This window comes from Profundibacter sp. (assembly GCF_056498605.1).
This window is the reverse complement of sequence record NZ_JBSMEZ010000166.1, coordinates 1-20,233: the sequence shown is the minus strand read 5'-3', so window position 1 is coordinate 20,233 and position 20,233 is coordinate 1. Positions and strand designations below refer to the sequence as shown.

Below are 20,233 nucleotides of genomic sequence, written 5' to 3'. Positions count from 1 at the left end.
CAAAGTTTATGACCTATTGTTGTGATATACTGTGCCCATGGGAGAAGCCGTGCGATGAGTGACCATTCTGTCAGCCTGCATGATCGTTACGATCTGGATAAATCACCTGTTCTGTTGAACGGAACCCAAGCGCTGGTGCGACTGATGCTGATGCAGCGGGCGCGGGATGCGGCCGCGGGGCTGAACACGGCGGGATATTGCACCGGTTATCGAGGGTCGCCTTTGGGGGCGGTTGATATGCAGATGGAGCGCGCGAAAAAGGATTTGGATGCCGCGCAAATCACCTTTCAGGCCGGAATGAACGAAGATCTGGCCGCCACAGCGTTGTGGGGTAGCCAGCAGGCCGAATTGCGCGGCGAGGGCAAATACGATGGTGTGTTTGGTCTGTGGTATGGCAAGGGGCCGGGGGTGGACCGGTCCGGTGATGTGATGCGCCACGCCAATATGGCAGGCACCAGCCCGCATGGCGGTGTGCTGATGGCAATGGGCGATGATCATACTGGCGAAAGCTCTACCACCTTGCACCAGTCCGATTGGGCGATGGTGGACGCCTATATGCCGATTGTGTCGCCCGCAGGGGTGCAGGAAATTCTGGATTACGGATTGTACGGCTGGGCCTTGTCGCGGTTCGCGGGGGTCTGGTGTGGGCTGAAGGTGATGAAAGATACCATCGAGGTGACCAGCGTGGTTGATGGCAGCCCAGACCGGATGCAATTCGTGACGCCGGAATTTGCGATGCCCGAAGGGGGCTTGAATATCCGGCTGATCGACACCCCGATAGCTCAAGAGGCGCGGACTATTGACTACAAGAGAGTCGCCGCAGAAGCCTTTGCCAAAGCTAACAAAATTGACAAACGTGTTTGGGGCAAGCCGGGTGCCAAGATTGGATTTGTTGCCGCTGGGAAAAACTGGCTTGATCTGACCCATGCGATGGAATTGCTGGGACTGGACGGGGCCGAGGCCGAGCGGTTGGGCGTAACCACCTATAAAATCGGCCAAGTCTGGCCACTGGATATGGACAGTTTCAAGGATTGGGCCGAGGGGCTGGACCTGATTGTGGTGGTCGAGGAAAAGCGCAAGCTGATCGAGGTGCAGGTCAAAGAGGCAATCTTTGATGATCGAAAAGGGCGGCGCGTTTATGGCTGGCGCAAGGGCGAGCATGCCGAGGAATTATTCCCGACCCGCATGGCGTTGGACCCGATTATGATTGCCGAGAAAATCGGCGGCATCCTGATTGAGGAGGGGCGCGGCACGGACCGGATCAAGGCGGGGCTACAACTGCTGGACGAGGCCCGCACCGCTGATAATGCCGAAGAAATTGCCGCCCGCCTGCCATATTTCTGTTCGGGTTGCCCGCACAACACATCGACCAAAGTGCCTGATGGTTCCCGCGCTTATGCGGGCATCGGCTGTCATTATATGGTGCAATGGATGGATCGCTCGACCACTGGATTCACCCAGATGGGCGGCGAGGGGGCGAACTGGGTTGGGGAATCGCTGTTCTCGACCACAGACCACGTTTTCCAGAATATTGGTGATGGCACCTATAACCATTCTGGTATTTTGGCGATCCGTTCTGCCGTGGCGGCAGGCACCACGATGACCTATAAAATTCTGTTCAATGATGCGGTGGCGATGACCGGTGGCCAGCATAACGAGGGCGACCTGGACGCGGCCCGTATTGCCCGTGAAGTGCAGGCGATGGGGGTGAAGCACATCGCCGTTGTTTATGACGAGGCGGAGGATGTGAACAAGTCCACCTTCCCGTCGGGGCTGGAGTGGCATGAACGCGCCGAACTGATGGATGTTCAACGTAAATACAGTAAAATCAAGGGCGTATCGGCGATAATTTATGTCCAAACTTGTGCTGCTGAAAAACGCCGCCGTCGTAAACGCGGGCTGTTTCCGGACCCTGATAAACGCGTGTTCATCAACACCGATGTTTGCGAGGGCTGCGGCGATTGCGGCGTGCAATCCAACTGTGTGTCGATTGTTCCGGTGGAAACCGAACTGGGCCGCAAACGGGCGATTGACCAGTCCAGTTGCAACAAGGATTTCAGCTGCGTCAACGGGTTTTGTCCGTCCTTTGTGACGCTGCACGGCGCGACGGTGAAAAAAACCGCGACGGCGAAAATCGACCTTCCTGACCTGCCCACGCCCAAGTTGCCCACGATCAACGGCACCCACAATGTGGTGATCACCGGCGTTGGCGGCACCGGCGTCGTTACCATCGGCGCGATTTTGGCGCAGGCTGCCCATATTGACGGCAAGGGCGCTGGCATGATGGAAATGGCGGGGCTGGCGCAGAAGGGCGGGGCGGTTCACATTCATTTGCGGCTTGCAGATCGCCCCGAGGATATCAGTGCCATTCGCGTGGCACTGAGCGAGGCTGACGCGGTTCTAGGGGGGGATCTGGTCACCACCGCAGGGGCCAAAACCATTGGATTAATGAAAACCGGACGCACAGGTGCCGTGGTGAATAGCCACGAGATTATAACAGGTGATTTCACCAGCGACACCGAATTCAAACTGCCATTTGACCGGTTAACGCTGCAACTAGAGGCGCGACTGTCGGGAAATCTGGTTGAATTTGATGCCTCGGAACTGGCCCGCGCATTGCTGGGGGACAGCATCTTTTCCAATATGATGATCGTTGGGGCGGCGTGGCAGCGTGGGCTGCTGCCGCTAAGCCATGCGGCGATTATGGCCGCGATTGAACTGAACAAAGCGGCGGTTGAGGGCAACAAACGCGCCTTTGAAATTGGCCGTTGGGCGGTGGAACATGTGGATGATGCGGCCAAGGCGGTGCAGCCTGTGGTGGTTGATAAACCAAAGACGCTGGAGGAGATCATCGCGTATCGTGCTGATTACCTTGTGGAATATCAAAACAAGGCCCTAAAACAGCGCTATCTGGCGCTGGTTAACAAGGCAGATGATCCGCGGCTGAAACAGGCCGTCGCCAAGGGATATCACAAACTACTGGCCTATAAGGACGAATACGAGGTGGCTCGCTTGATGCTGGACACCGAGGCCAAAGCGCGGGCCGAATTCGACGGTGGTTTCAAAATGCGGTTCCATTTGTCGCCGCCAATGTTGCCGGGGAAAGACGCCAATGGGCGTCCGAATAAACGTGAATTTGGCGGCTGGATTATGCCGGTTTACCGCGTATTGGCCCGCTTGAAAGGCTTGCGCGGCACGGCGTTCGATCCGTTTGGCCGCTTTGCTGAACGCAAAATGGAACGCGCGTTGATTGCACAATACGAGGCAGATATGGGCGAGATTTTGGCCAAGGTGACGCCGGACAATATGGATACTGCGGTTGCAATGGCCGAACTTCCGTTAACTATTCGGGGTTTTGGTCCGGTGAAACAGGCGAATGAAGCGGCAGCCTCCAAACGACGCGAGGCATTGTTGGCCGCGTTTCGCAATCCGGCACCAACAGTTGTGCGTGCCGCCGAATAAGGCATGGATTTCCACCTGAAACCTGCGTATTGCACGGATAGGATTTCACGAAATAAACGAGGCAGACATGGCTGTAGGCATCTTTGATTCAGGGTTGGGCGGGTTGACGGTGCTTGACGCGGTCAGCAAACGTCTGCCGGATGTGCCGTTCGTCTACCTTGGCGATAGTGCATATGCGCCTTACGGGGTGCGCGATGCGGATGATGTTTTCAACCTGACCAAGGCCGCTGTGACGCGGTTGTGGGACGCTGGCTGTGATCTGGTGATCCTTGCCTGTAATACCGCCAGTGCGGCCGCCCTGCGCCGGATGCAAGAAGAGGGCATGCCACAGGGTAAGCGTGTGCTGGGTGTGTTCGTGCCATTGATCGAGGCGCTGACCGAACGCGATTGGGGTGATAATTCCCCACCACGCGAGGTGGATGTGAAACATGTCGCCCTGTTCGCCACACCTGCTACGGTTTCCAGCCGCGCCTTTCAACGCGAGTTGGCGTTTCGCGCCATTGGTGTCGATGTCGAGGCCCAAGCCTGTGGTGGCGTGGTCGACGCGATCGAGGATGGCGACGAGATTTTGGCCGAAGCACTGGTGCGCAGCCATGTCGAGGCTTTGAAACGTAAAATGCCCAACCCGCAAGCCGCGATCCTTGGCTGCACCCATTACCCGTTGATGGAGCAGCATTTTCAGGCCGCATTGGGCGCGGAAGTGAAAGTTTACTCGCAGGCCAATTTGGTGGCGCAAAGCCTTGCCAACTATCTGGAACGCCATCCTAATATGCTGGGCGAGGGCATAAATTCGATGTTTTTGACTACGGGTGATCCGCGCAGGGTATCGGATAAGGCCACGCAATTCCTGCGACGAAAGATCACCTTTGTCGCTGCGTGATTGCAGCCCGTCTAAACACCCCTTATATCCAATTGAAGAAACACGAGAGGTCGACCCATGACCCATAAAATCGCCATCCTTGGTGCCAGCGGTTATACCGGTGCCGAACTGGTGCGCCTGATTGCCGGCCATCCATCGATGGAAATCGTGGCCCTTTCCGGTGAGCGTAAGGCGGGCATGGCCTATAGCGCTGTGTTCCCACATCTGCGCCATCTTGATCTGCCCGGTCTGGTGAAAATCGACCAGATTGATTTTAGCGGGGTTGATCTGGCGTTTTGCGCCTTGCCGCATGCCACATCGCAGGCCGTGATCCGCGAACTGCCTGCCAATTTGAAGATCGTCGACCTGTCGGCTGATTTTCGGCTGCGCGATATAGATGAATACGCCAAATGGTATGGCAAACCGCATGGCGCACCGCATTTGCAGCCCGAGGCTGTGTATGGCCTGACCGAATTCTACCGCGATGAAATCCGCAATGCCCGTCTGGTGGCGGGCACTGGGTGCAATGCTGCCACCGGCCAATATGCGCTGAACCCGTTGATGACGGGTGGACTGATTGATCTGGACGATATCGTGATTGACCTAAAGGCCGCCGTGTCGGGGGCAGGGCGGGCCCTAAAGGAAAATCTACTGCACGCTGAGCTGTCCGAGGGCTATCACGCTTATGCCGTTGGCGGCACCCACCGGCATCTGGCGGAATTTGATCAGGAATTCTCGCGTCTCGCAGGGCGGCCCATACAGGTGCAGTTCACCCCGCACCTGATCCCCGCCAACCGCGGAATTCTGGCCACGGTTTACGTTAAGGGCGACGCGGCAAAGGTCCACGCAGCCCTTGCAGCGGCCTATGCGAACGAGCCTTTTATCATCACCTTGCCATTCGGCGAGGCACCATCGACCCGCCATGTGCGCGGGTCGAACTATTGCCATATCGGTGTGGTCGCTGACCGCATTGATGGGCGCACGATCATCATCGCAGCGCTGGACAATCTGACCAAAGGGTCATCCGGCCAAGCGCTGCAAAACGCAAATCTAATGTTGGGAGAGGATGAAACAGCGGGCCTGATGGCCGCGCCTGTTTTTCCTTAAAGGAGTGTCATGAAGGGTCTAAAGAAAAAACGCCGTATCCAGATAATCATCGTCGCAGTTGTGGCGCTGGCGATTTCAACGGGTCTGATTGGTTACGCATTGCAAGACGGAATCAACTATTACAAAAGCCCAAGCGAGATTGTCGCCGACACGCCACCTGCCGACCAGATTTTGCGCGTTGGCGGTTTGGTTGAAGTCGGCTCACTTAAGCGCGGTCAGGGTGAGGTCATCACCTTTAACATCACCGACACTGCGGTTACTATCAAGGCCAGTTATAACGGAATTACGCCGGATCTTTTCAAAGAGGGTCAAGGTACGGTCGCCACAGGTAGTTACGTTGATGGCGTGTTCCAAGCAACTGAAATACTTGCAAAACATGACGAAAACTACATGCCAAAAGAGGTTGTGGATACTTTGAAAGCACAGGGCTATTACCAAGACCCCGATGCGGCCGAGAGCGGTAGCTAAAGGGTAAATTAACCAAACCTATACCATCCTCGCAGCACAAATTGCGGGGATGGTATGCAAACGGTTCATCAAATTGCCACTGAAATTGTCGCCCGCGAGGGTGGCTATGTGAATGATCCGGATGATCCGGGCGGGGCCACCAAATACGGGGTGACCATTCACACTATGCGCCGTCTGGGTCTGGATTTAACCCGTGATGGGCGGATCAGTGTGGCGGATGTGCAAGCGTTAAGCCGTGCGCAGGCTGTGGATATTTTCATCACCCATTATTTCGAGCGTCCAAAGGTAGTTGACCTGCCTGAAACGCTACATGCCACTGTATTTGACATGTATGTCAACGCAGGCGCCAATGCGGTGCGGATTTTGCAGCGTTTACTGGTTGAAATGGGCAATGTCGTGGGGGTGGATGGCGGTATCGGGCCGCAAACTATTGCTGCAACACAGGCAGCATATGCGACAGCCCCCGACCATTTGGCCGATGCATACGGCATCGCGCGGCGCAATTATTACTATGCCTTGGCCGATGCTCGCCCCGCCAGCCGAAAATACGCCCGTAGGCGCGATGGCGGGAAAGGCGGCTGGATCACACGTGCCGAACAATTCATCGCGCCTCGGTTTCATCTGACGGAAGCGGAACACCGCAGGAGGGTGGCAAAATGGGCTTGATCGAAAAAGTATTCACACTGATCTTTGGCGGCGGGCGCAATGTGCTGGCTGAGACCGCCGAGGTGTTTCGCGAAAATGCCGAGGCAGGTGCCGCGCGCACAAACGCCTTGCAAACGCAGGCGTTAAACCAGCTCGGGGCCGAGTTTTCCCACCCGCAAAAAGGCAGGTTTGACCGGTTTATGGATGGTTTAAACCGCCTGCCGCGCCCGATGTTGGCGTTTGGCACTTTGGGCCTGTTTGTAACAGCGATGGTGGACCCGATCTGGTTCGCTTCGCGCATGCAGGGGCTGGTGCTGGTGCCCGAACCGCTGTGGTGGTTGCTGGGCGCGATTGTGTCGTTTTATTTCGGGGCACGGCACCAATTCAAGGGACAGGAGTTCCAGCGCTCAATCGCGCAAACCATGGCACGGGTGCCGCAGGTGGTGGAAAACATCCGTGTGCTGAACGCGCTTAGCCCTAAGGTAGCGGACCATAATATGGGTGATTTAGCGACCAAGCCGAATGACAACGCGGCCCTGACGGAGTGGTGGATGGGCAACCGCTAATTTTTTGATGTTACGTGAAGCTCGGCCCAGATCGGTAGGTGGTCCGAGGCGCGTTTGGCGGGCGGGGTCTGGATAACCCCCGCCGTTTTAAGGTGCACATCGGGGCTGATTGCTATGCGGTCCAGCGGGGCGACGGGGCGGGCGGCATGGTACGTAAGGCCCGGCGCATGGACGGTGAACTGCGCCTTTAACGGTTCCATCCCGCGCGCCTGTGACCATTCGTTAAAATCGCCGGTGATTACGGTGGGCATGTCAGGCATATCGGCCAACGCAGTAAGGATTGCTGCCATTTGCTCCAGCCGGTAACGCCGGATCAGACCCAGATGCACCGCAACCAGACGCAACGGGCCGATGTTGGCAATCACGGCCCCTCTCGGCTCCAACCCCGGCAGGGTCAGACGTTGAGTGGCACTCACCTTTAAGCCATCCCGCACCAGTATCGCGTTACCATGCCAGCCTAGCGAAACACCAGTTTCGTCCAGATCAATCGGGGTGAAATCACTGTAGGATTTCACCATCTCGCGGGGCAGGGCGGCGGGGCGTTTGCCCATGCGCCGATCCGCCTCTTGCAGCGCAATGATGTCGGCACCGATGCTGTTAATCACCTCAAGGCTGCGTGACGGGGTGCGGCGGCGATCCAGACCGACGCATTTGCGCAGATTATACGAGGCGATGCGAAGGGCGTGCTGCATCCTTTTTATATAACCCGTCGATAAGGTAATTGAAGAGCGGACATATCATCGCTATTTCCTAGGTATGAAACTTGGTGGGCAAAGCTATGTGGTTTACCTGATCTGGGCCGTGCTGGTGCTGGAACTGGGTGTGTCGCTTCTTAACGGGCGCTATTCTTTGACCTTTGTTGCGCTTGTCACACTGTTGCTCTCGCTTGCCCCCGTGATATTCGCCGACCGCTTCCATATCCGTTTGCCGGTGCATTTCTTTGCCGGAGTGGTGCTGTTCATATTCGGCACGGTTTATCTGGGCGAGGCGTTTGATTTCTATGAGAAATACTGGTGGTGGGATATTTTGCTGCATGGCGGATCGGCGATGGGGTTCGGCCTGATCGGGTTTATCTTTGTGTTTATCCTGTTTGGGGGTGACAAATACGCCGCTCCACCTTGGGCGCTGGCGCTGATGGCGTTTTGCATTGCCATCACCATCGGGGCTGTGTGGGAGGTGTTTGAATTTGCGATGGACCAAACGTTTGGCACGAACATGCAGAAATCCGGACTGATTGATACGATGTGGGATCTGATCGTTGATATTATCGGTGCTGCGGTTGGGGCATCGGCGGGCTTTGGCTATTTGAAAGGGCGCGAACATGGGGGGCTGTCCGGGATGATCAGCGAGTTTGTCGCCAAGAACCGACGGTTTTTTCGGAAGGAAAAAAAGTAGGGAGAAAGCCGATGAAAAAGAGAATCGTGTTTGTTTTGTTTAGGGTCCTGACCCTAAGTCCCGCAAAACGTCTGCGTAACCTCTTCTTCCGCGGTGGGTGGGCGCTTCAGATCATCAAATTCCGGCATACCCTTAAACGGGTTCGCAAGGGCGGCGTTCAACCGTTCAAACGGGCCATAGTCCCCCGCCACAGCCGCCTGTATCATTTCCTCAACCCGATGGTTGCGCGGGATTAGGGCAGGCGAGGTGGCGCGGATCAGAGCTTGTTGCTCGTCGAGCGTGCTGCTCTCGTGCCCAAGGCGGGCCTGCCATCGGGTGTTCCAGTCGTCAAAGGCGGCAGGATCTGTGAACTGGTCGCGGGCATTGCCATCAGCCAAGGCGCGGAAGGTGTTGGTGTAATCGGCCTGCTGCGCTGTCATGCGTTCCAGCAGATCATTAATCAGCGCCTCATCCCCGTTCTGGGCCAGCTTTAGCCCCAGTTTGGCGCGAAACTCGGCCAGCCATGCGGCACGGAACAGGTCGGCAAACCCGTGCAATACTTCGGTTGCGTCCTTCACCGAGGCATCCGTGTCCTTGCCCATCAACGGGATCAGGCTGGTGGCCAATTGCGCCAGATTCCAGACGATGATTTCGGATTGTTTGTTGAACGCATAACGGCCCATCCGGTCGATCGAGGAATAGACACGGGCGGGGTGGTAGGTATCCATGAACGCGCAGGGGCCGTAATCAATGGTGATGCCGCCAACATGGGTGTTGTCGGTGTTCATCACCCCGTGGATGAAACCAACGCCCACCCAGCGGGCAATCAGGCTGGCCTGACGGTGGACCGCTGCGCGGAACAGGTCCATCGGGCCGTCGGCATCGGGATAGTGGCGGGCAATGGTGTAATCGGTCAGGGTTTGGAGTGAGTCCAGATCACGTCGCGCGGCGAAAAACTGGAAGGTGCCAACGCGGATGTGGCTGGTGGCAACGCGGGTCAGCACAGCACCTGGCAGCAGTTCCTCGCGCATCACATCCTGCCCGGTGATCACAGCGGCCAAGGCGCGGGTGGTCGGGATGCCCAATGCCGCCATTGCCTCGCTCACCACATATTCGCGCAACACAGGGCCAAGCCACGCCCGCCCGTCGCCGCCACGCGAATAAGGGGTGCGGCCTGATCCCTTTAACTGGATATCCTGACGGGTGCCGCTTGCATCTATCACCTCGCCCAGCAGCATCGCGCGCCCATCGCCCAGTTGGGGCGAGAAGCCGCCAAACTGGTGGCCTGCGTAGACTTGTGCCAAGGGCTCCGCACCCTTTGGCGTGGCGCTGCCAGACAACACGGCCACACCTGCAGGCGAGCGCAGTTGTTCAATATCCAACCCCAATTCAGCCACAAGCGCCTCGTTCAACGCAACCAGTTTCGGCGCGGTAACGGGGCTGGGGCTGATACGAGTGTAAAACGGCGCGGGCAGGCGGGCATAGCTGTTGTCAAAGGGGATGTTCATTGGCATCGTGGATCCTTATCAGGGCGCTGCAATTCGGCATTATAGTTTGCAAAAGCGTTAGGGTGCAACTGTTTGATATGCCAATTAAGTGATTAGAAAAAACTATCAAATCTATAGTAATTTAGAAATTCTATTAATCGACTTGCTTTGCTATACTGTCTTCATCCGGATGCTGTTTGTCCTAGGGCAGGTAGGCTGGTTGGAATTGTCATCACAGGAGGATCAAATGGACGGAAATGATATGGGTCATATGGGCAGCTGCCCGGTTGCGCATGGGGCGACGAAAATGGGGGACAGATCTAACCGGGACTGGTGGCCAAACCAGTTGAACCTGAAGATTCTGCACCAAAACCCAGATGCAGGAAACCCGATGGGCAAGGATTTTAATTATGCCGAGGTATTCGGTAAACTCGATCTGGAGGCGCTTAAAAAAGACCTTACTGCGTTGATGAATGACAGTCAGGACTGGTGGCCCGCCGATTACGGCCATTACGGGCCGTTCTTTATCCGCATGGCTTGGCACAGCGCAGGCACCTATCGCACTGGGGATGGACGTGGTGGAGCGGGCACTGGTAATCAGCGGTTCGCGCCGGTCAACAGCTGGCCAGACAATGTAAGTCTGGATAAGGCGCGTCGTTTGCTTTGGCCGCTCAAACAGAAATACGGGAACAGCATTTCTTGGGCTGATCTGCTGATCCTTGCTGGCAATTGCGCGCTGGAATCGATGGGTTTCAAAACCTTCGGCTTTGCCGGTGGACGTCAGGACATCTGGGAGCCTGAAGAGGATATTTACTGGGGGGAAGAAACCGAATGGCTGGGTGATCAGCGCTATACTGGCGAACGCGAGCTGGACAACCCGCTGGCCGCAGTGCAGATGGGTCTGATCTATGTGAACCCCGAAGGACCAAACGGGCAGCCCAGCGTGCTGGCTTCTGGGTTGGACATTCGTGATACATTCGCCCGCATGGCGATGAATGACGAGGAAACCGTAGCACTGGTCGCTGGCGGCCACACATTTGGCAAATGCCATGGAGCAGGGGATGCGGGGCAAGTTGGCCCTGAACCCGAAGCCGCCCCAGTTGAACAAATGGGCTTTGGCTGGAAAAGCAGCTATGGCACGGGGCACGGACCGGACACGATTTCCAGCGGTATTGAAGGGGCTTGGACTGCCAAACCGACCACATGGGATAACGGCTATTTCGATTTGTTGTTTGGGTATGACTGGGATCTGGTCAAAAGCCCCGCGGGGGCATGGCAATGGGTGCCGGTTGGCGTAACCGAGGATGACAAGGCCCCGACGGTGGATGGCAAGGGGGCCAAAGTGACCACCATCATGACCACGGCCGATATGGCAATGCGGATGGACCCGATCTATGGGCCGATTTCCAGACGGTTCCACGAAAACCCCGAGGAATTCGCCGACGCTTTTGCCCGTGCATGGTTTAAACTGACCCATCGTGATATGGGCCCGCGCACCCGTTATCTGGGGCAGGACGTGCCTAAAGAGGAACTGATCTGGCAAGATCCGGTACCTGCGGTGGACCACGATCTGGTTGATGCGGTTGATATCGCGGATCTGAAGGGGAAAATGCTGGCATCGGGCCTAACCACAGCAGAACTGGTTTCCACTGCTTGGGCGTCGGCCTCGACCTTTCGCGGGTCCGACATGCGAGGGGGTGCCAATGGAGCGCGTATCCGCTTGGAGCCACAGAAGGGGTGGGAGGTAAATAACCCCGAACAGTTGGCAAAAGTGTTGAAAGTGCTAGAGAGGATTCAAGTTGATTTCAACAAGGCCCAATCGGGCGGTAAAAAAGTGTCGCTCGCCGATCTGATCGTGTTAGGGGGTAATGCCGCAATTGAGCAGGCCGCCAAGGATGCCGGTCACTCGGTCGAGGTGCCATTTGCCCCAGGGCGCACTGACGCAACACAGGAACAGACCGATGTTGAATCCGTGGCTGTGTTGGAACCCTTTGCCGACGGTTTTCGCAACTACCTGAAAAAACCCTGCGCCATTTCAGCCGAAGAACTGTTGATCGACAAGGCGCAGCTATTGATGCTGAGTGCGCCCGAAATGACGGTGCTTGTCGGTGGGTTACGAATGCTTGAGGCAAATTATGACGGCTCAAAGCACGGGGTATTTTCCAACAAGCCGGGCAAGCTTGGCAACGATTTCTTCGTTAATCTTCTGGATATGGGCACGGAGTGGGTGCCCGCTTCGGGGGGCGAAGAGGTGTTTGAAGGGCGCGATAGATCAAGCGGCAAGGTGACGTGGACAGGTACCCGTGTGGACCTTGTGTTTGGCTCGAATTCACAACTTCGCGCCTTGTCCGAAGTCTATGCACAGGCTGATAACGAAGCCGGTTTTGTGCAAGATTTCGTGGCGGCGTGGACCAAAGTGATGAACGCGGATCGTTTTGATCTGGACTGATCCGAAGTTGGAAAAATATGGCGCGGCTGTCCTTTGGGCAGCCGCGCTTTTCTATTTTTCTAAAACACCCGTGTCATCAGGTGGTATTTCTCGCGGGCTTTGAACCCTAAACGGGAATACAGCCGCTTGGCTTTGTCGTTATCCCGCGCCACCTCGAGATGCAGCGCCTTAACACCGTAATCGGCCAGCGCTGGCATCAGGGCGCGCAATACCTCGCCGCCCATGCCGCGCCCGCGCACATTTTCGCGGATGTAGAATTCATCAATGAACCCGTCGATGCCGCCCATTTCTACGGAATAGCCAAAGGACACAACGATATAGCCCACTGGTCCTTTGCGTGGCCCAACCAGATAGGCCGCCCCGTGCGGCGAGCCCTCTAACAGGGGCAAAAGGGCTGCCTTACGATCTTTATCGCTCTGCTCGATCCCTTCATGGGCATGAAACGCAGCGACCAGCGATTGCAGGCGGAGCAGATCATCGGGTTTGGCCAAATGGAGGGCAGCGCTCATCTCTGTTATTCCTCCAGTTCGCCGGCTGGGATTTTACCACTGAAATAGCCGGAAATACGAACGCCGCTGATGTTGGGAACAGGCTTTTCGGTTTTCATGTCGACGGCTATCAGATCGGCACTGAAATCAAAGCTGACCTCGCCCTTATCGGTGATCAGAATGTCCTTATAGGTGATCGCGCCATATTCACCTTGGGTTGCGGACAGTATCGTCTCGTAGTTTTCGTCAACCCGCGTCACAGAGGGAATTGCAAGAGCATCTTCAGGGCTGCTGCGCTGTAGGGCCACCACCAAGATCGGCAATTCCGGCTCGCCTGTGATTGTGCTACCCTCGGGGGTAACACTATAGGTTTCGACGCCGGATTGGGCATAATATGTCAGATCACTGTTGCCGCCACTTTTGTTGGCCACCGCGTAAAATATGCTGGCTACCCCGTCGATTTCAACGCTGTATTCGCCGATTACCTCATAGTCGCTGGATAAGTCAAAACTTTGGGCCAGCAGCGGGGCCTGTGTCAGTATCAGTGCCACAACGGCGGTTAGAAAAGTTCGCATTTTCAGTTCCTCAAATTAAACCTGCCCCGATATTATCAGGTGCATAGACGTTATGCGATAGAGGAGTTCTGGGTATGGCCTAAAGCCGCGCAAGCCGGATTAATAGTCGCCAGCAATATACGGATATTGCAGCGCGAACGCGGGGAATTTACCGCTGTAGTGACCTTCAATATGAACGGACGCTACATTCGGGATTGGACTGTACGGCTCAAAATCCAGACGCATCAATGTGGCCGAAACATCGAACCCTATCGTGCCATCACCGTCAAAGCCCAGATTCAGGATGCGGATGGCCCCATAGCCGGATTTTAGATCAGCAACCAATGGATTGTCCCATGTTTCATCAACCAGCATAACGCGGGCGACTTCCAATGCATTGGTCTTTGGGTTTTGGTCAAATTCCACCGAGAATAGCTCGGGCTCCAGTTCGCCATCCGCGTCGATTCCGTTTGTGGCCTGAACGGTAAAACTTTTAACCCATCGCTGATTTTGATCAGCATAGGCGATAAAATGAAGATCACTAAATTCGATGCCCGCATTGGAGACCGAGACTAAATCCAACCGCTTCCCGTTATATTCGCCACTGAAAGCCCCGATTTTTTCATACCCCACGGGCATATCAAAGGCCCAAGCGGGCAGGGCAAAACACAGGGCCATTATGTAGGTTGCCAACAAACGCATGGTCAATTATCCAGCTCGGTGGCAGGAAAAGCACCGCTAAAACGGCCCTCGATATGGGCCCCGTCTGCACCGGCAATCGGTTCCTCGCTTTGGGTTGTGACCCGCACCAGATCGGCGGAGAAATCAAAACTGATGCTGCCATCCTCGCCCATCTCGAAATTATCCAGACTCTTTTGACCAAGCGGGCCTTGGGCCGTCAGGTTGGTTTCATAGGATTCATCAAACACCTGAACAAACAACAGCGTCATTGGGCCACCGGTAATACCGCTTTGCAATGACATGCTAATGATCGGGAAACCCGGTTCGCCATCTTTGATCTCTGCAAACCCGTCAATCAGCAGCAGTTTGACGCCAGCTGGTGACATTTGGCGAATGCTGCTGTGATCATTTGTAATGTCAAAAACGCTGATGAACTCAATGTTGTCGCCATTCAATTCGACCGTGAATTTGCCGATATCTTCGATCTTTTCGATGTCATCTTTGCAGGCGGACAGGGCCAGAATGGAAGCTGCAATCAGGGCTGGCAAAAAACGCATGATATTTCCTTTGGTTACAGAATTGACCAAAGGGTAACAGGCACTGAGCGGGGTGGCGATACCGGAATTCCTGACCTTGCCCTAAAGCTGCGCCAGCCTATCCGTCAGCAAATCAAAGAACCCGTCCGCGTCCACGCTGCCGATGAAGGTGGCGTTGGGCGCACGGTCGGTCACGTCCCACCAGTCGGCCACGGTCATGCCGCGGGTAAGGGTTGATCCGGTCTCGATTTCCACATTCACATGGCGGCCTTTGAACAGATTGGGCTGGATTAGGTAGGCGGTGACGCAGGGGTCATGCAGAGGGGCGCCTTCGGAGCCGTATTTTTCCTTGTCAAAGCGCTCGAAAAACTCGGTCATTTTGGCCACAGCCTCGCCCACAGGGGTGCCGATGTTGCGGAACGCGTCGTTGCGTTCCTTGGAGACAAGCACTTTATGAGTAACATCCAGTGGCATCACCACAATCGGCGCACCGGATTTGAACACAATATCAGCGGCTTCTGGATCAACGTAGATGTTGAACTCGGCGGCGGGGGTGATGTTGCCCACCTCGAAATAGGCCCCGCCCATCAGGATGATTTCCTGCACCCGTTCAACGATGTCGGGGGCTTTTTGGAACGCGGTCGCTATGTTGGTCAGGGGCCCGAGCGGACACAGGGTGATGGTGCCCGCAGGTGCGGCGCGCAGGGTGTCGATGATGTAATCAACGGCGTGGCCCTCGGTGAGCTGCATCTGCGGGTCGGGCAGGTTGGGACCATCAAGGCCGGTTTTGCCATGCACATGTTCGGCGGTCACCAGCGTGTGCGCCAACGGGCGGTCACAGCCTGCGTAAACGGGGATGTGCGTTTTGCCAGCGAGTTCGCAAATGATGCGGGCGTTTTTGTGGGTCAGGGGCAGGGGCACGTTGCCTGCAACAGCGGTGATGCCGATCACCTCTATTTGCTCGGGGCTGGCCAGCGCCAACAGGATCGCCACGGCGTCGTCTTGACCGGGGTCTGTGTCGATGATGATTTTGCGCGGGGTTGCAGGCATGTTTTCACTCCATTTTGAAAGGGCAGAATGACGTCCAATCCTCACACTGTCCACACAAGAATAATCCCCGCCCGCATTGCTGCGAACGGGGAATTTTACCCGTTACTGCCTTTACAATTCAGCCATCGAAATCAACTACTTCGATCATTTTTAAGGCAGCGCCACGCAGTTTGGCGATCTCCATCAGGTTGACGTTATCAGCGGTGAAAGTGCCCCAGCTTGCCACCAGCTCGGACGGTGATGTGCCAGGGGCAATCGGGTATTCATAGTTTTGCTCGGCATAGATTGTCTGGGCTTCGGGCGAGGCGAGGAACTCCATCAGTTTGATCGCGTCATCGCGGTGCGGCGCGTATTTGGTCAGGGCCATGCCTGATACATTCACATGGGTGCCGCCGCGTTCAAAGATAGGGAACACCACGTTAACGCTGTCAGCCCATGCGGCCTGATCGGGGTTATTCACCATCTTACCCATGTAATAGGTGTTACCCAATGCGATGTCACATTCACCTGCCCAGACGGCTTTGACCTGAGCGCGGTCATTGCCTTGGGGTGTGCGAGCGAGGTTGGCTTTGACGCCTTCCAGCCATGTCTTTGCGCCGTCTTCGCCCATGTGGAAAATCGCGGCAGATACCAGTGCAACCGTATAGGCGTGGGTGCCGGAGCGCGTGCAAATCCGGCCTTTCCATTTGGGGTCGGCCAGATCTTCATAGGTGGTTGGGGCGTCCGCGGCACGGGTTTTGGAGGCAAACACAACACGGGCGCGTGTTGTCAGGCCGAACCATTCGCCTGCCGGATCACGCAGATCGGCGGGGATGTTGGTCGTCAGGATGTCGGATGTGACGGGCTGGGTTAGGCCCGCTTCGACCACACCGTTCAGGCGGGCGATGTCGACGGTGAAAATCAGGTCTGCCGGTGTGCGGTCGCCTTCGGCACCCAGTTTTTCGATCATGCCTTTTTTCAGGAAAGCGACGTTGACTGTGATGCCTGTCGCATCAGTGAACTTGTCCATCAAAGGCTGGATCAGTTCGGGCTGACGGTATGAATAGACGTTGACCTCTTGGGCCAAGGCGGGGGCGGCAACAGTGATAGCGGTGGCTGCGAAAAGGGTCGCGCGAAATTTGGTTAGCATTTGTTTGCTCCGGTTGGTTTGTAGCAGCGCTTAAACCTGACTAAAACAGTCAGGTCAATACCTGATTAAAAAAGTAAGATAACTTTAATACGCTCCGCGCGGGGGATATTTATGCGAAAAAGAAACAGCGGTATTATTCTTCTTTCTTTACGGCGTCCCAAAAGGCGTCCATTTCGGCCAGATCGGATTGCGCTGGGGTTTTTCCCATTGCTGCCAGCTTGGCCTCGACCGCTTCAAAGCGGCGGGTGAATTTAGCGTTGGCGGCGCGCAAGGCGGCTTCGGGGTCAAGGTTCAGGTGACGACCAAGGTTGGCCATCACGAACAACAGATCGCCGAATTCCTCCTCGATTTCTGTTTGGGTCAGGTTGTCGCGGGCTTCAACCAGTTCGCGGGCTTCCTCATTGATTTTGTCCAGCACCTGATCGGTCGACGGCCAGTCAAATCCGACTCGTGCCGCACGTTTTTGCAGCTTTAGCGCTCGCAGCAGGGCGGGCAGGCCAACGGCCACCCCGTCCAGCGTACCGCGCTCGGCTTTACTGGCCCGCTCCGCCGCCTTGATCGCTTCCCAATCAGCGGTCTGTTGCTCGGCTGATTTATCGCGGCTCTCGTTGCCAAACACATGCGGATGGCGCGCCACCATTTTATCGGCAATCGCGCGGGTGACGGTTGCAAAGGTGAAATGCCCTGCCTCCTCGCCCATCGCGGTGTGATAAACGGTTTGCAGCAATAAATCGCCCAATTCGCCCTCCAGATCAGCCATATCACCGCGTTCAATCGCGTCGGCCACCTCATACGCTTCTTCAATCGTATAAGGCGCGATACTGGCAAAATCCTGTTCAATATCCCAGGGGCACCCAGTTTTGGGGTCGCGCAGGCGGCGCATGATTTCCAGCAGTCGTGGGATACCGCCATCGGGGTCATTGATCAGATCATTGTCATTATTCATTGCGCTATCGCCAAATCTGGGGAACTGTAGCTATCAGTTACACACCAAGCCCCCCAAGGAGTCCACCCGATGCCCATCGTCAACCGTATCGCCGAATTCGCCAAGGATATGCAGGGCTGGCGGCGCCATTTGCATGCAAATCCTGAACTTGGCTTTGAATGCCATGAAACGGCGGCTTTTGTGGCCGAACGCTTGCGCGAATTCGGGGTGGATGAAATCCACGGGGGGATTGCGACCACGGGCATTGTGGCGATTATCAACGGGCAGGGGGATGGCCCGACGATTGGTTTGCGGGCCGATATGGATGCGTTGCCGATGCCCGAAGAAACAGGGCTGGAATATGCCTCGGTTGTGGATGGCAAGATGCACGCATGTGGCCATGACGGGCACACCACGATGCTGCTCGGCGCGGCGCGGTATCTGGCGGAAACGCGCAATTTTTCCGGCCGTGTGGCGCTGATTTTCCAGCCCGCCGAGGAAGATGGCGGCGGTGGCGAGGTGATGTGTGATGAGGGGATCATGGACACATATGATATTGGTGAGGTTTACGCGCTGCACAATATCCCTGATCTGCCTTTGGGCACATTTTCAACCACGCCCGGCCCGATTATGGCGGCGGTTGATGATTTCGAGATCAATATCAAGGGTCTGGGCGGGCATGGCGCCTATCCACAGGACAGCCGCGATCCGGTGGTGGCGGCTGTGGCGGTGGCGGGTGCGATCCAGACCATCGTCAGCCGCAATCTGGACACCCGCAAGGAACTGGTGGTGTCGGTGACGCAGATCCACACCGGCAGCGCGGATAATATCATCCCCGAGGTGGCCTTTGTCGGTGGCACCGTGCGCACTTTTGAAAAGGACGTGCAGGCGATGGTGCAAAAACGCCTGAAGGCGATCTGCGAGGGGGTGGCGGCGGCTTATGATGTCGAGGTCTCGTTGACCTATAACATCGGCTATCCGGCCACGGTGAATGACGCCGAAAAGGTGGCTGTGGCGGCCAAAGTGGCGGCGGAAATATCCGGTGCCTACAATGTGGTGGCCGACCAGCCGCCCGAAATGGGGGCCGAGGATTTCTCCTATATGCTGGAACGCCGCCCCGGGGCCTATCTGTTTCTGGGGCAGGGCGCGGGGCCGGGGGTGCATAACACCGGCTATGATTTCAACGACGAGATTTCCCCGATCGGGGCGTCGTTTTTCGCACGGATGGTTGAGACACGGCAACCGGTAAAGGGGTAGGATATGGCGCTAGAGGATGCAAAATCGCAGGTAGACACGGCGATCACACGGGATGGCCATAAGGGGCTGTCCAATGAAAACACCTTTGGCGGCATCACATCGTTTTTGCGCCGCACCTATACCAAAGACCTGACCGGTGTTGATCTGGCCATCACTGGTGTGCCGTTTGATCAGGCCGTGACCAACAGGCCGGGCACACGGCTGGGGCCACGGGCGATCCGCGAGGCATCATGCCTGCAAGCGCCTGATGCGCCTTACGGTTGGGACATTGACCCGATGAGCGAGATGAACGTGGTGGATTACGGCGATCTGGCGTTTGATTACGCCAATGTTCCGGCGTTTCCCGCCGCCCTGACCGCGCATATCACCGGCATACTTGAGGCTGGCGCGGCCTCGTTGTGCTTGGGCGGGGATCACTATATTTCTTTCCCGATATTAAGGGCTTATGCGGCAAAGTTCGGGCCATTGTCACTGCTGCAATTTGATGCGCACACCGATACGTGGGCCGATGATGATATGAACCGCGTAGATCATGGCACGATGTTTTATAAGGCAGTCAAGGAAGGACTGGTTGATCCGGCCCGTTCGGTGCAAGTCGGCATCCGCACCACCAACGAGGACACTTTGGGCGTTCATATCATTGATGCGCGCGAGGTGCATTTGATTGGGCCAGTGGCCACGGCGCAAAAGATCAAAGCGATCCTTGGTGACCACCAGACTTACCTCACCTTTGATATTGATTGCCTTGATCCAGCCTATGCACCCGGGACCGGAACGCCGGTCTGGGGCGGCCTGACATCAGCGCAGGCGTCTATCATCCTGCGTGATCTGGCAGGGATCAATATGGTTGGCGGGGATGTGGTCGAAGTGTCGCCGCCCTATGACACCACGGGGGCCACGGCGATTGCTGGGGCGCATGTGGCGACGGAATTGATGTGCATCTGGGCTTGGAACAAACGGGCGCGCGAAGGGAGGTCGTGATGACAAATCAACCGATTGGCGGTAACAAAATGGCGCGGTTTTCAGGGCCGGGCACGTTTATGCGCCTACCTTCCGCTGAAACAGCCGAGGGGCTGGATGTGGCGATCATCGGGGTGCCGATGGATCACGGCACCAGCTGGCGATCCGGCACACGGTTTGGCCCCAAAGAAATCCGATCACAAAGCGCGATGATCCGGCCCTATAACATCCAGACG

Annotated in this window: 20 protein-coding genes; 11 read left to right on the top strand and 9 right to left on the bottom strand. The window is 56.4% G+C overall.

The window, feature by feature from the left end; all coding sequences use genetic code 11:
• The first annotated feature begins 54 nt into the window (after nt 1-54).
• The 6 genes from ACWB12_RS16785 to ACWB12_RS16760 all read left to right on the top strand — a co-directional run bounded on the left by ACWB12_RS16785 (nt 55) and on the right by ACWB12_RS16760 (nt 7,107).
• Entirely contained in the window at nt 55-3,462 is a 3,408-nt protein-coding gene (locus ACWB12_RS16785; protein ID WP_479531251.1) for an indolepyruvate ferredoxin oxidoreductase family protein, read from the top strand.
• 67 nt (nt 3,463-3,529) lie between these two features.
• Entirely contained in the window at nt 3,530-4,342 is an 813-nt protein-coding gene (locus ACWB12_RS16780) for a glutamate racemase (protein WP_479531250.1), read from the top strand.
• A gap of 57 nt (nt 4,343-4,399) precedes the next feature.
• Entirely contained in the window at nt 4,400-5,428 is a 1,029-nt protein-coding gene (gene argC, locus ACWB12_RS16775) for an N-acetyl-gamma-glutamyl-phosphate reductase (RefSeq protein WP_479531249.1), read from the top strand.
• Between the two features lie 9 nt (nt 5,429-5,437).
• Complete coding sequence (gene ccmE, locus ACWB12_RS16770; protein WP_479531248.1) at nt 5,438-5,896, top strand: cytochrome c maturation protein CcmE; 459 nt, start codon at nt 5,438-5,440, stop codon at nt 5,894-5,896.
• Between the two features lie 54 nt (nt 5,897-5,950).
• Nucleotides 5,951-6,562, top strand: coding sequence for a holin-associated N-acetylmuramidase (locus tag ACWB12_RS16765; protein ID WP_479531247.1), 612 nt, complete (start codon nt 5,951-5,953; stop codon nt 6,560-6,562).
• The gene (locus ACWB12_RS16760; protein WP_479531246.1) at nt 6,553-7,107 is read left to right on the top strand and encodes a holin family protein; all 555 of its coding nucleotides are present in this window, start codon (nt 6,553-6,555) and stop codon (nt 7,105-7,107) included. The genes ACWB12_RS16765 and ACWB12_RS16760 overlap by 10 nt, the downstream gene beginning before the upstream one ends.
• Here ACWB12_RS16760 and ACWB12_RS16755 read toward each other — a convergent pair.
• Nucleotides 7,104-7,799 (bottom strand): endonuclease/exonuclease/phosphatase family protein, encoded by a 696-nt coding sequence (locus ACWB12_RS16755; RefSeq protein ID WP_479531245.1) that lies wholly within the window; start codon nt 7,797-7,799, stop codon nt 7,104-7,106. The two genes, ACWB12_RS16760 and ACWB12_RS16755, sit on opposite strands and share 4 nt — an antisense overlap.
• A gap of 64 nt (nt 7,800-7,863) precedes the next feature.
• On the opposite strand from ACWB12_RS16755, the gene ACWB12_RS16750 reads away from it, so the two are divergent.
• Nucleotides 7,864-8,502: a DUF2238 domain-containing protein gene (locus ACWB12_RS16750; protein WP_479531244.1), complete on the top strand. Its 639-nt coding sequence runs from the start codon at nt 7,864-7,866 to the stop codon at nt 8,500-8,502.
• Nucleotides 8,503-8,555: 53 nt separating this feature from the next.
• On the opposite strand, the gene ACWB12_RS16745 is transcribed toward ACWB12_RS16750, so the two are convergent.
• Nucleotides 8,556-9,995, bottom strand: a complete 1,440-nt coding sequence (locus ACWB12_RS16745) for a protein adenylyltransferase SelO (RefSeq protein WP_479531243.1) — start codon at nt 9,993-9,995, stop codon at nt 8,556-8,558.
• 220 nt (nt 9,996-10,215) lie between these two features.
• Between ACWB12_RS16745 and katG the strand changes: the two genes are divergently transcribed.
• The gene (katG, locus tag ACWB12_RS16740) at nt 10,216-12,417 is read left to right on the top strand and encodes a catalase/peroxidase HPI (protein WP_479531242.1); all 2,202 of its coding nucleotides are present in this window, start codon (nt 10,216-10,218) and stop codon (nt 12,415-12,417) included.
• Nucleotides 12,418-12,476: 59 nt separating this feature from the next.
• Here katG and ACWB12_RS16735 read toward each other — a convergent pair whose 3' ends face one another.
• From ACWB12_RS16735 to mazG, 7 genes are all read right to left on the bottom strand, one after another.
• Nucleotides 12,477-12,926 carry a GNAT family N-acetyltransferase gene (locus ACWB12_RS16735; RefSeq protein WP_479531241.1) on the bottom strand — a complete coding sequence of 150 codons (450 nt, stop codon included), beginning with the start codon at nt 12,924-12,926 and terminating at the stop codon, nt 12,477-12,479.
• Nucleotides 12,927-12,931: 5 nt separating this feature from the next.
• A complete protein-coding gene (locus tag ACWB12_RS16730) occupies nt 12,932-13,480 on the bottom strand; it encodes a hypothetical protein (protein WP_479531240.1) in 549 nt (182 codons plus the stop codon).
• 99 nt (nt 13,481-13,579) lie between these two features.
• Nucleotides 13,580-14,161 carry a hypothetical protein gene (locus ACWB12_RS16725; RefSeq protein WP_479531239.1) on the bottom strand — a complete coding sequence of 194 codons (582 nt, stop codon included), beginning with the start codon at nt 14,159-14,161 and terminating at the stop codon, nt 13,580-13,582.
• A gap of 2 nt (nt 14,162-14,163) precedes the next feature.
• Entirely contained in the window at nt 14,164-14,697 is a 534-nt protein-coding gene (locus ACWB12_RS16720) for a hypothetical protein (protein WP_479531238.1), read from the bottom strand.
• A gap of 81 nt (nt 14,698-14,778) precedes the next feature.
• Entirely contained in the window at nt 14,779-15,726 is a 948-nt protein-coding gene (locus tag ACWB12_RS16715; RefSeq protein ID WP_479531237.1) for a nucleoside hydrolase, read from the bottom strand.
• A gap of 118 nt (nt 15,727-15,844) precedes the next feature.
• Nucleotides 15,845-16,855, bottom strand: a complete 1,011-nt coding sequence (locus ACWB12_RS16710; RefSeq protein WP_479531236.1) for a Fe(3+) ABC transporter substrate-binding protein — start codon at nt 16,853-16,855, stop codon at nt 15,845-15,847.
• 133 nt (nt 16,856-16,988) lie between these two features.
• The gene (gene mazG, locus ACWB12_RS16705) at nt 16,989-17,801 is read right to left on the bottom strand and encodes a nucleoside triphosphate pyrophosphohydrolase (protein WP_479531235.1); all 813 of its coding nucleotides are present in this window, start codon (nt 17,799-17,801) and stop codon (nt 16,989-16,991) included.
• Nucleotides 17,802-17,870: 69 nt separating this feature from the next.
• On the opposite strand from mazG, the gene ACWB12_RS16700 reads away from it, so the two are divergent.
• The 3 genes from ACWB12_RS16700 to ACWB12_RS16690 form a co-directional block, all read left to right on the top strand.
• Nucleotides 17,871-19,037, top strand: coding sequence for a M20 aminoacylase family protein (locus ACWB12_RS16700; protein ID WP_479531234.1), 1,167 nt, complete (start codon nt 17,871-17,873; stop codon nt 19,035-19,037).
• A 3-nt stretch (nt 19,038-19,040) separates the two neighbouring features.
• Nucleotides 19,041-20,018 carry an agmatinase gene (speB, locus tag ACWB12_RS16695; RefSeq protein ID WP_479531233.1) on the top strand — a complete coding sequence of 326 codons (978 nt, stop codon included), beginning with the start codon at nt 19,041-19,043 and terminating at the stop codon, nt 20,016-20,018.
• On the top strand, nt 20,018-20,233 hold a 216-nt coding region (locus tag ACWB12_RS16690; RefSeq protein WP_479531232.1), incomplete at its 3' end, for an arginase family protein. The genes speB and ACWB12_RS16690, both read left to right, overlap by 1 nt.

Excerpts from the sequence above, each read along its gene's own strand:
- ACWB12_RS16730 (WP_479531240.1), bottom strand. The coding sequence starts at position 13,480 with ATGCGAACTTTTCTAACCGCCGTTGTGGCACTGATACTGACACAGGCC.
- ACWB12_RS16755 (WP_479531245.1), bottom strand. The coding sequence starts at position 7,799 with ATGCAGCACGCCCTTCGCATCGCCTCGTATAATCTGCGCAAATGCGTC.
- ACWB12_RS16735 (WP_479531241.1), bottom strand. The coding sequence starts at position 12,926 with ATGAGCGCTGCCCTCCATTTGGCCAAACCCGATGATCTGCTCCGCCTG.
- speB (WP_479531233.1), top strand. The coding sequence starts at position 19,041 with ATGGCGCTAGAGGATGCAAAATCGCAGGTAGACACGGCGATCACACGG.
- ACWB12_RS16745 (WP_479531243.1), bottom strand. The coding sequence starts at position 9,995 with ATGCCAATGAACATCCCCTTTGACAACAGCTATGCCCGCCTGCCCGCG.
- ACWB12_RS16780 (WP_479531250.1), top strand. The coding sequence starts at position 3,530 with ATGGCTGTAGGCATCTTTGATTCAGGGTTGGGCGGGTTGACGGTGCTT.
- ACWB12_RS16720 (WP_479531238.1), bottom strand. The coding sequence starts at position 14,697 with ATGCGTTTTTTGCCAGCCCTGATTGCAGCTTCCATTCTGGCCCTGTCC.
- ACWB12_RS16725 (WP_479531239.1), bottom strand. The coding sequence starts at position 14,161 with ATGCGTTTGTTGGCAACCTACATAATGGCCCTGTGTTTTGCCCTGCCC.
- ACWB12_RS16710 (WP_479531236.1), bottom strand. The coding sequence starts at position 16,855 with ATGCTAACCAAATTTCGCGCGACCCTTTTCGCAGCCACCGCTATCACT.
- ACWB12_RS16715 (WP_479531237.1), bottom strand. The coding sequence starts at position 15,726 with ATGCCTGCAACCCCGCGCAAAATCATCATCGACACAGACCCCGGTCAA.
- argC (WP_479531249.1), top strand. The coding sequence starts at position 4,400 with ATGACCCATAAAATCGCCATCCTTGGTGCCAGCGGTTATACCGGTGCC.
- ACWB12_RS16785 (WP_479531251.1), top strand. The coding sequence starts at position 55 with ATGAGTGACCATTCTGTCAGCCTGCATGATCGTTACGATCTGGATAAA.
- ACWB12_RS16700 (WP_479531234.1), top strand. The coding sequence starts at position 17,871 with ATGCCCATCGTCAACCGTATCGCCGAATTCGCCAAGGATATGCAGGGC.
- ccmE (WP_479531248.1), top strand. The coding sequence starts at position 5,438 with ATGAAGGGTCTAAAGAAAAAACGCCGTATCCAGATAATCATCGTCGCA.
- katG (WP_479531242.1), top strand. The coding sequence starts at position 10,216 with ATGGACGGAAATGATATGGGTCATATGGGCAGCTGCCCGGTTGCGCAT.
- ACWB12_RS16760 (WP_479531246.1), top strand. The coding sequence starts at position 6,553 with ATGGGCTTGATCGAAAAAGTATTCACACTGATCTTTGGCGGCGGGCGC.
- mazG (WP_479531235.1), bottom strand. The coding sequence starts at position 17,801 with ATGAATAATGACAATGATCTGATCAATGACCCCGATGGCGGTATCCCA.
- ACWB12_RS16750 (WP_479531244.1), top strand. The coding sequence starts at position 7,864 with ATGAAACTTGGTGGGCAAAGCTATGTGGTTTACCTGATCTGGGCCGTG.
- ACWB12_RS16765 (WP_479531247.1), top strand. The coding sequence starts at position 5,951 with ATGCAAACGGTTCATCAAATTGCCACTGAAATTGTCGCCCGCGAGGGT.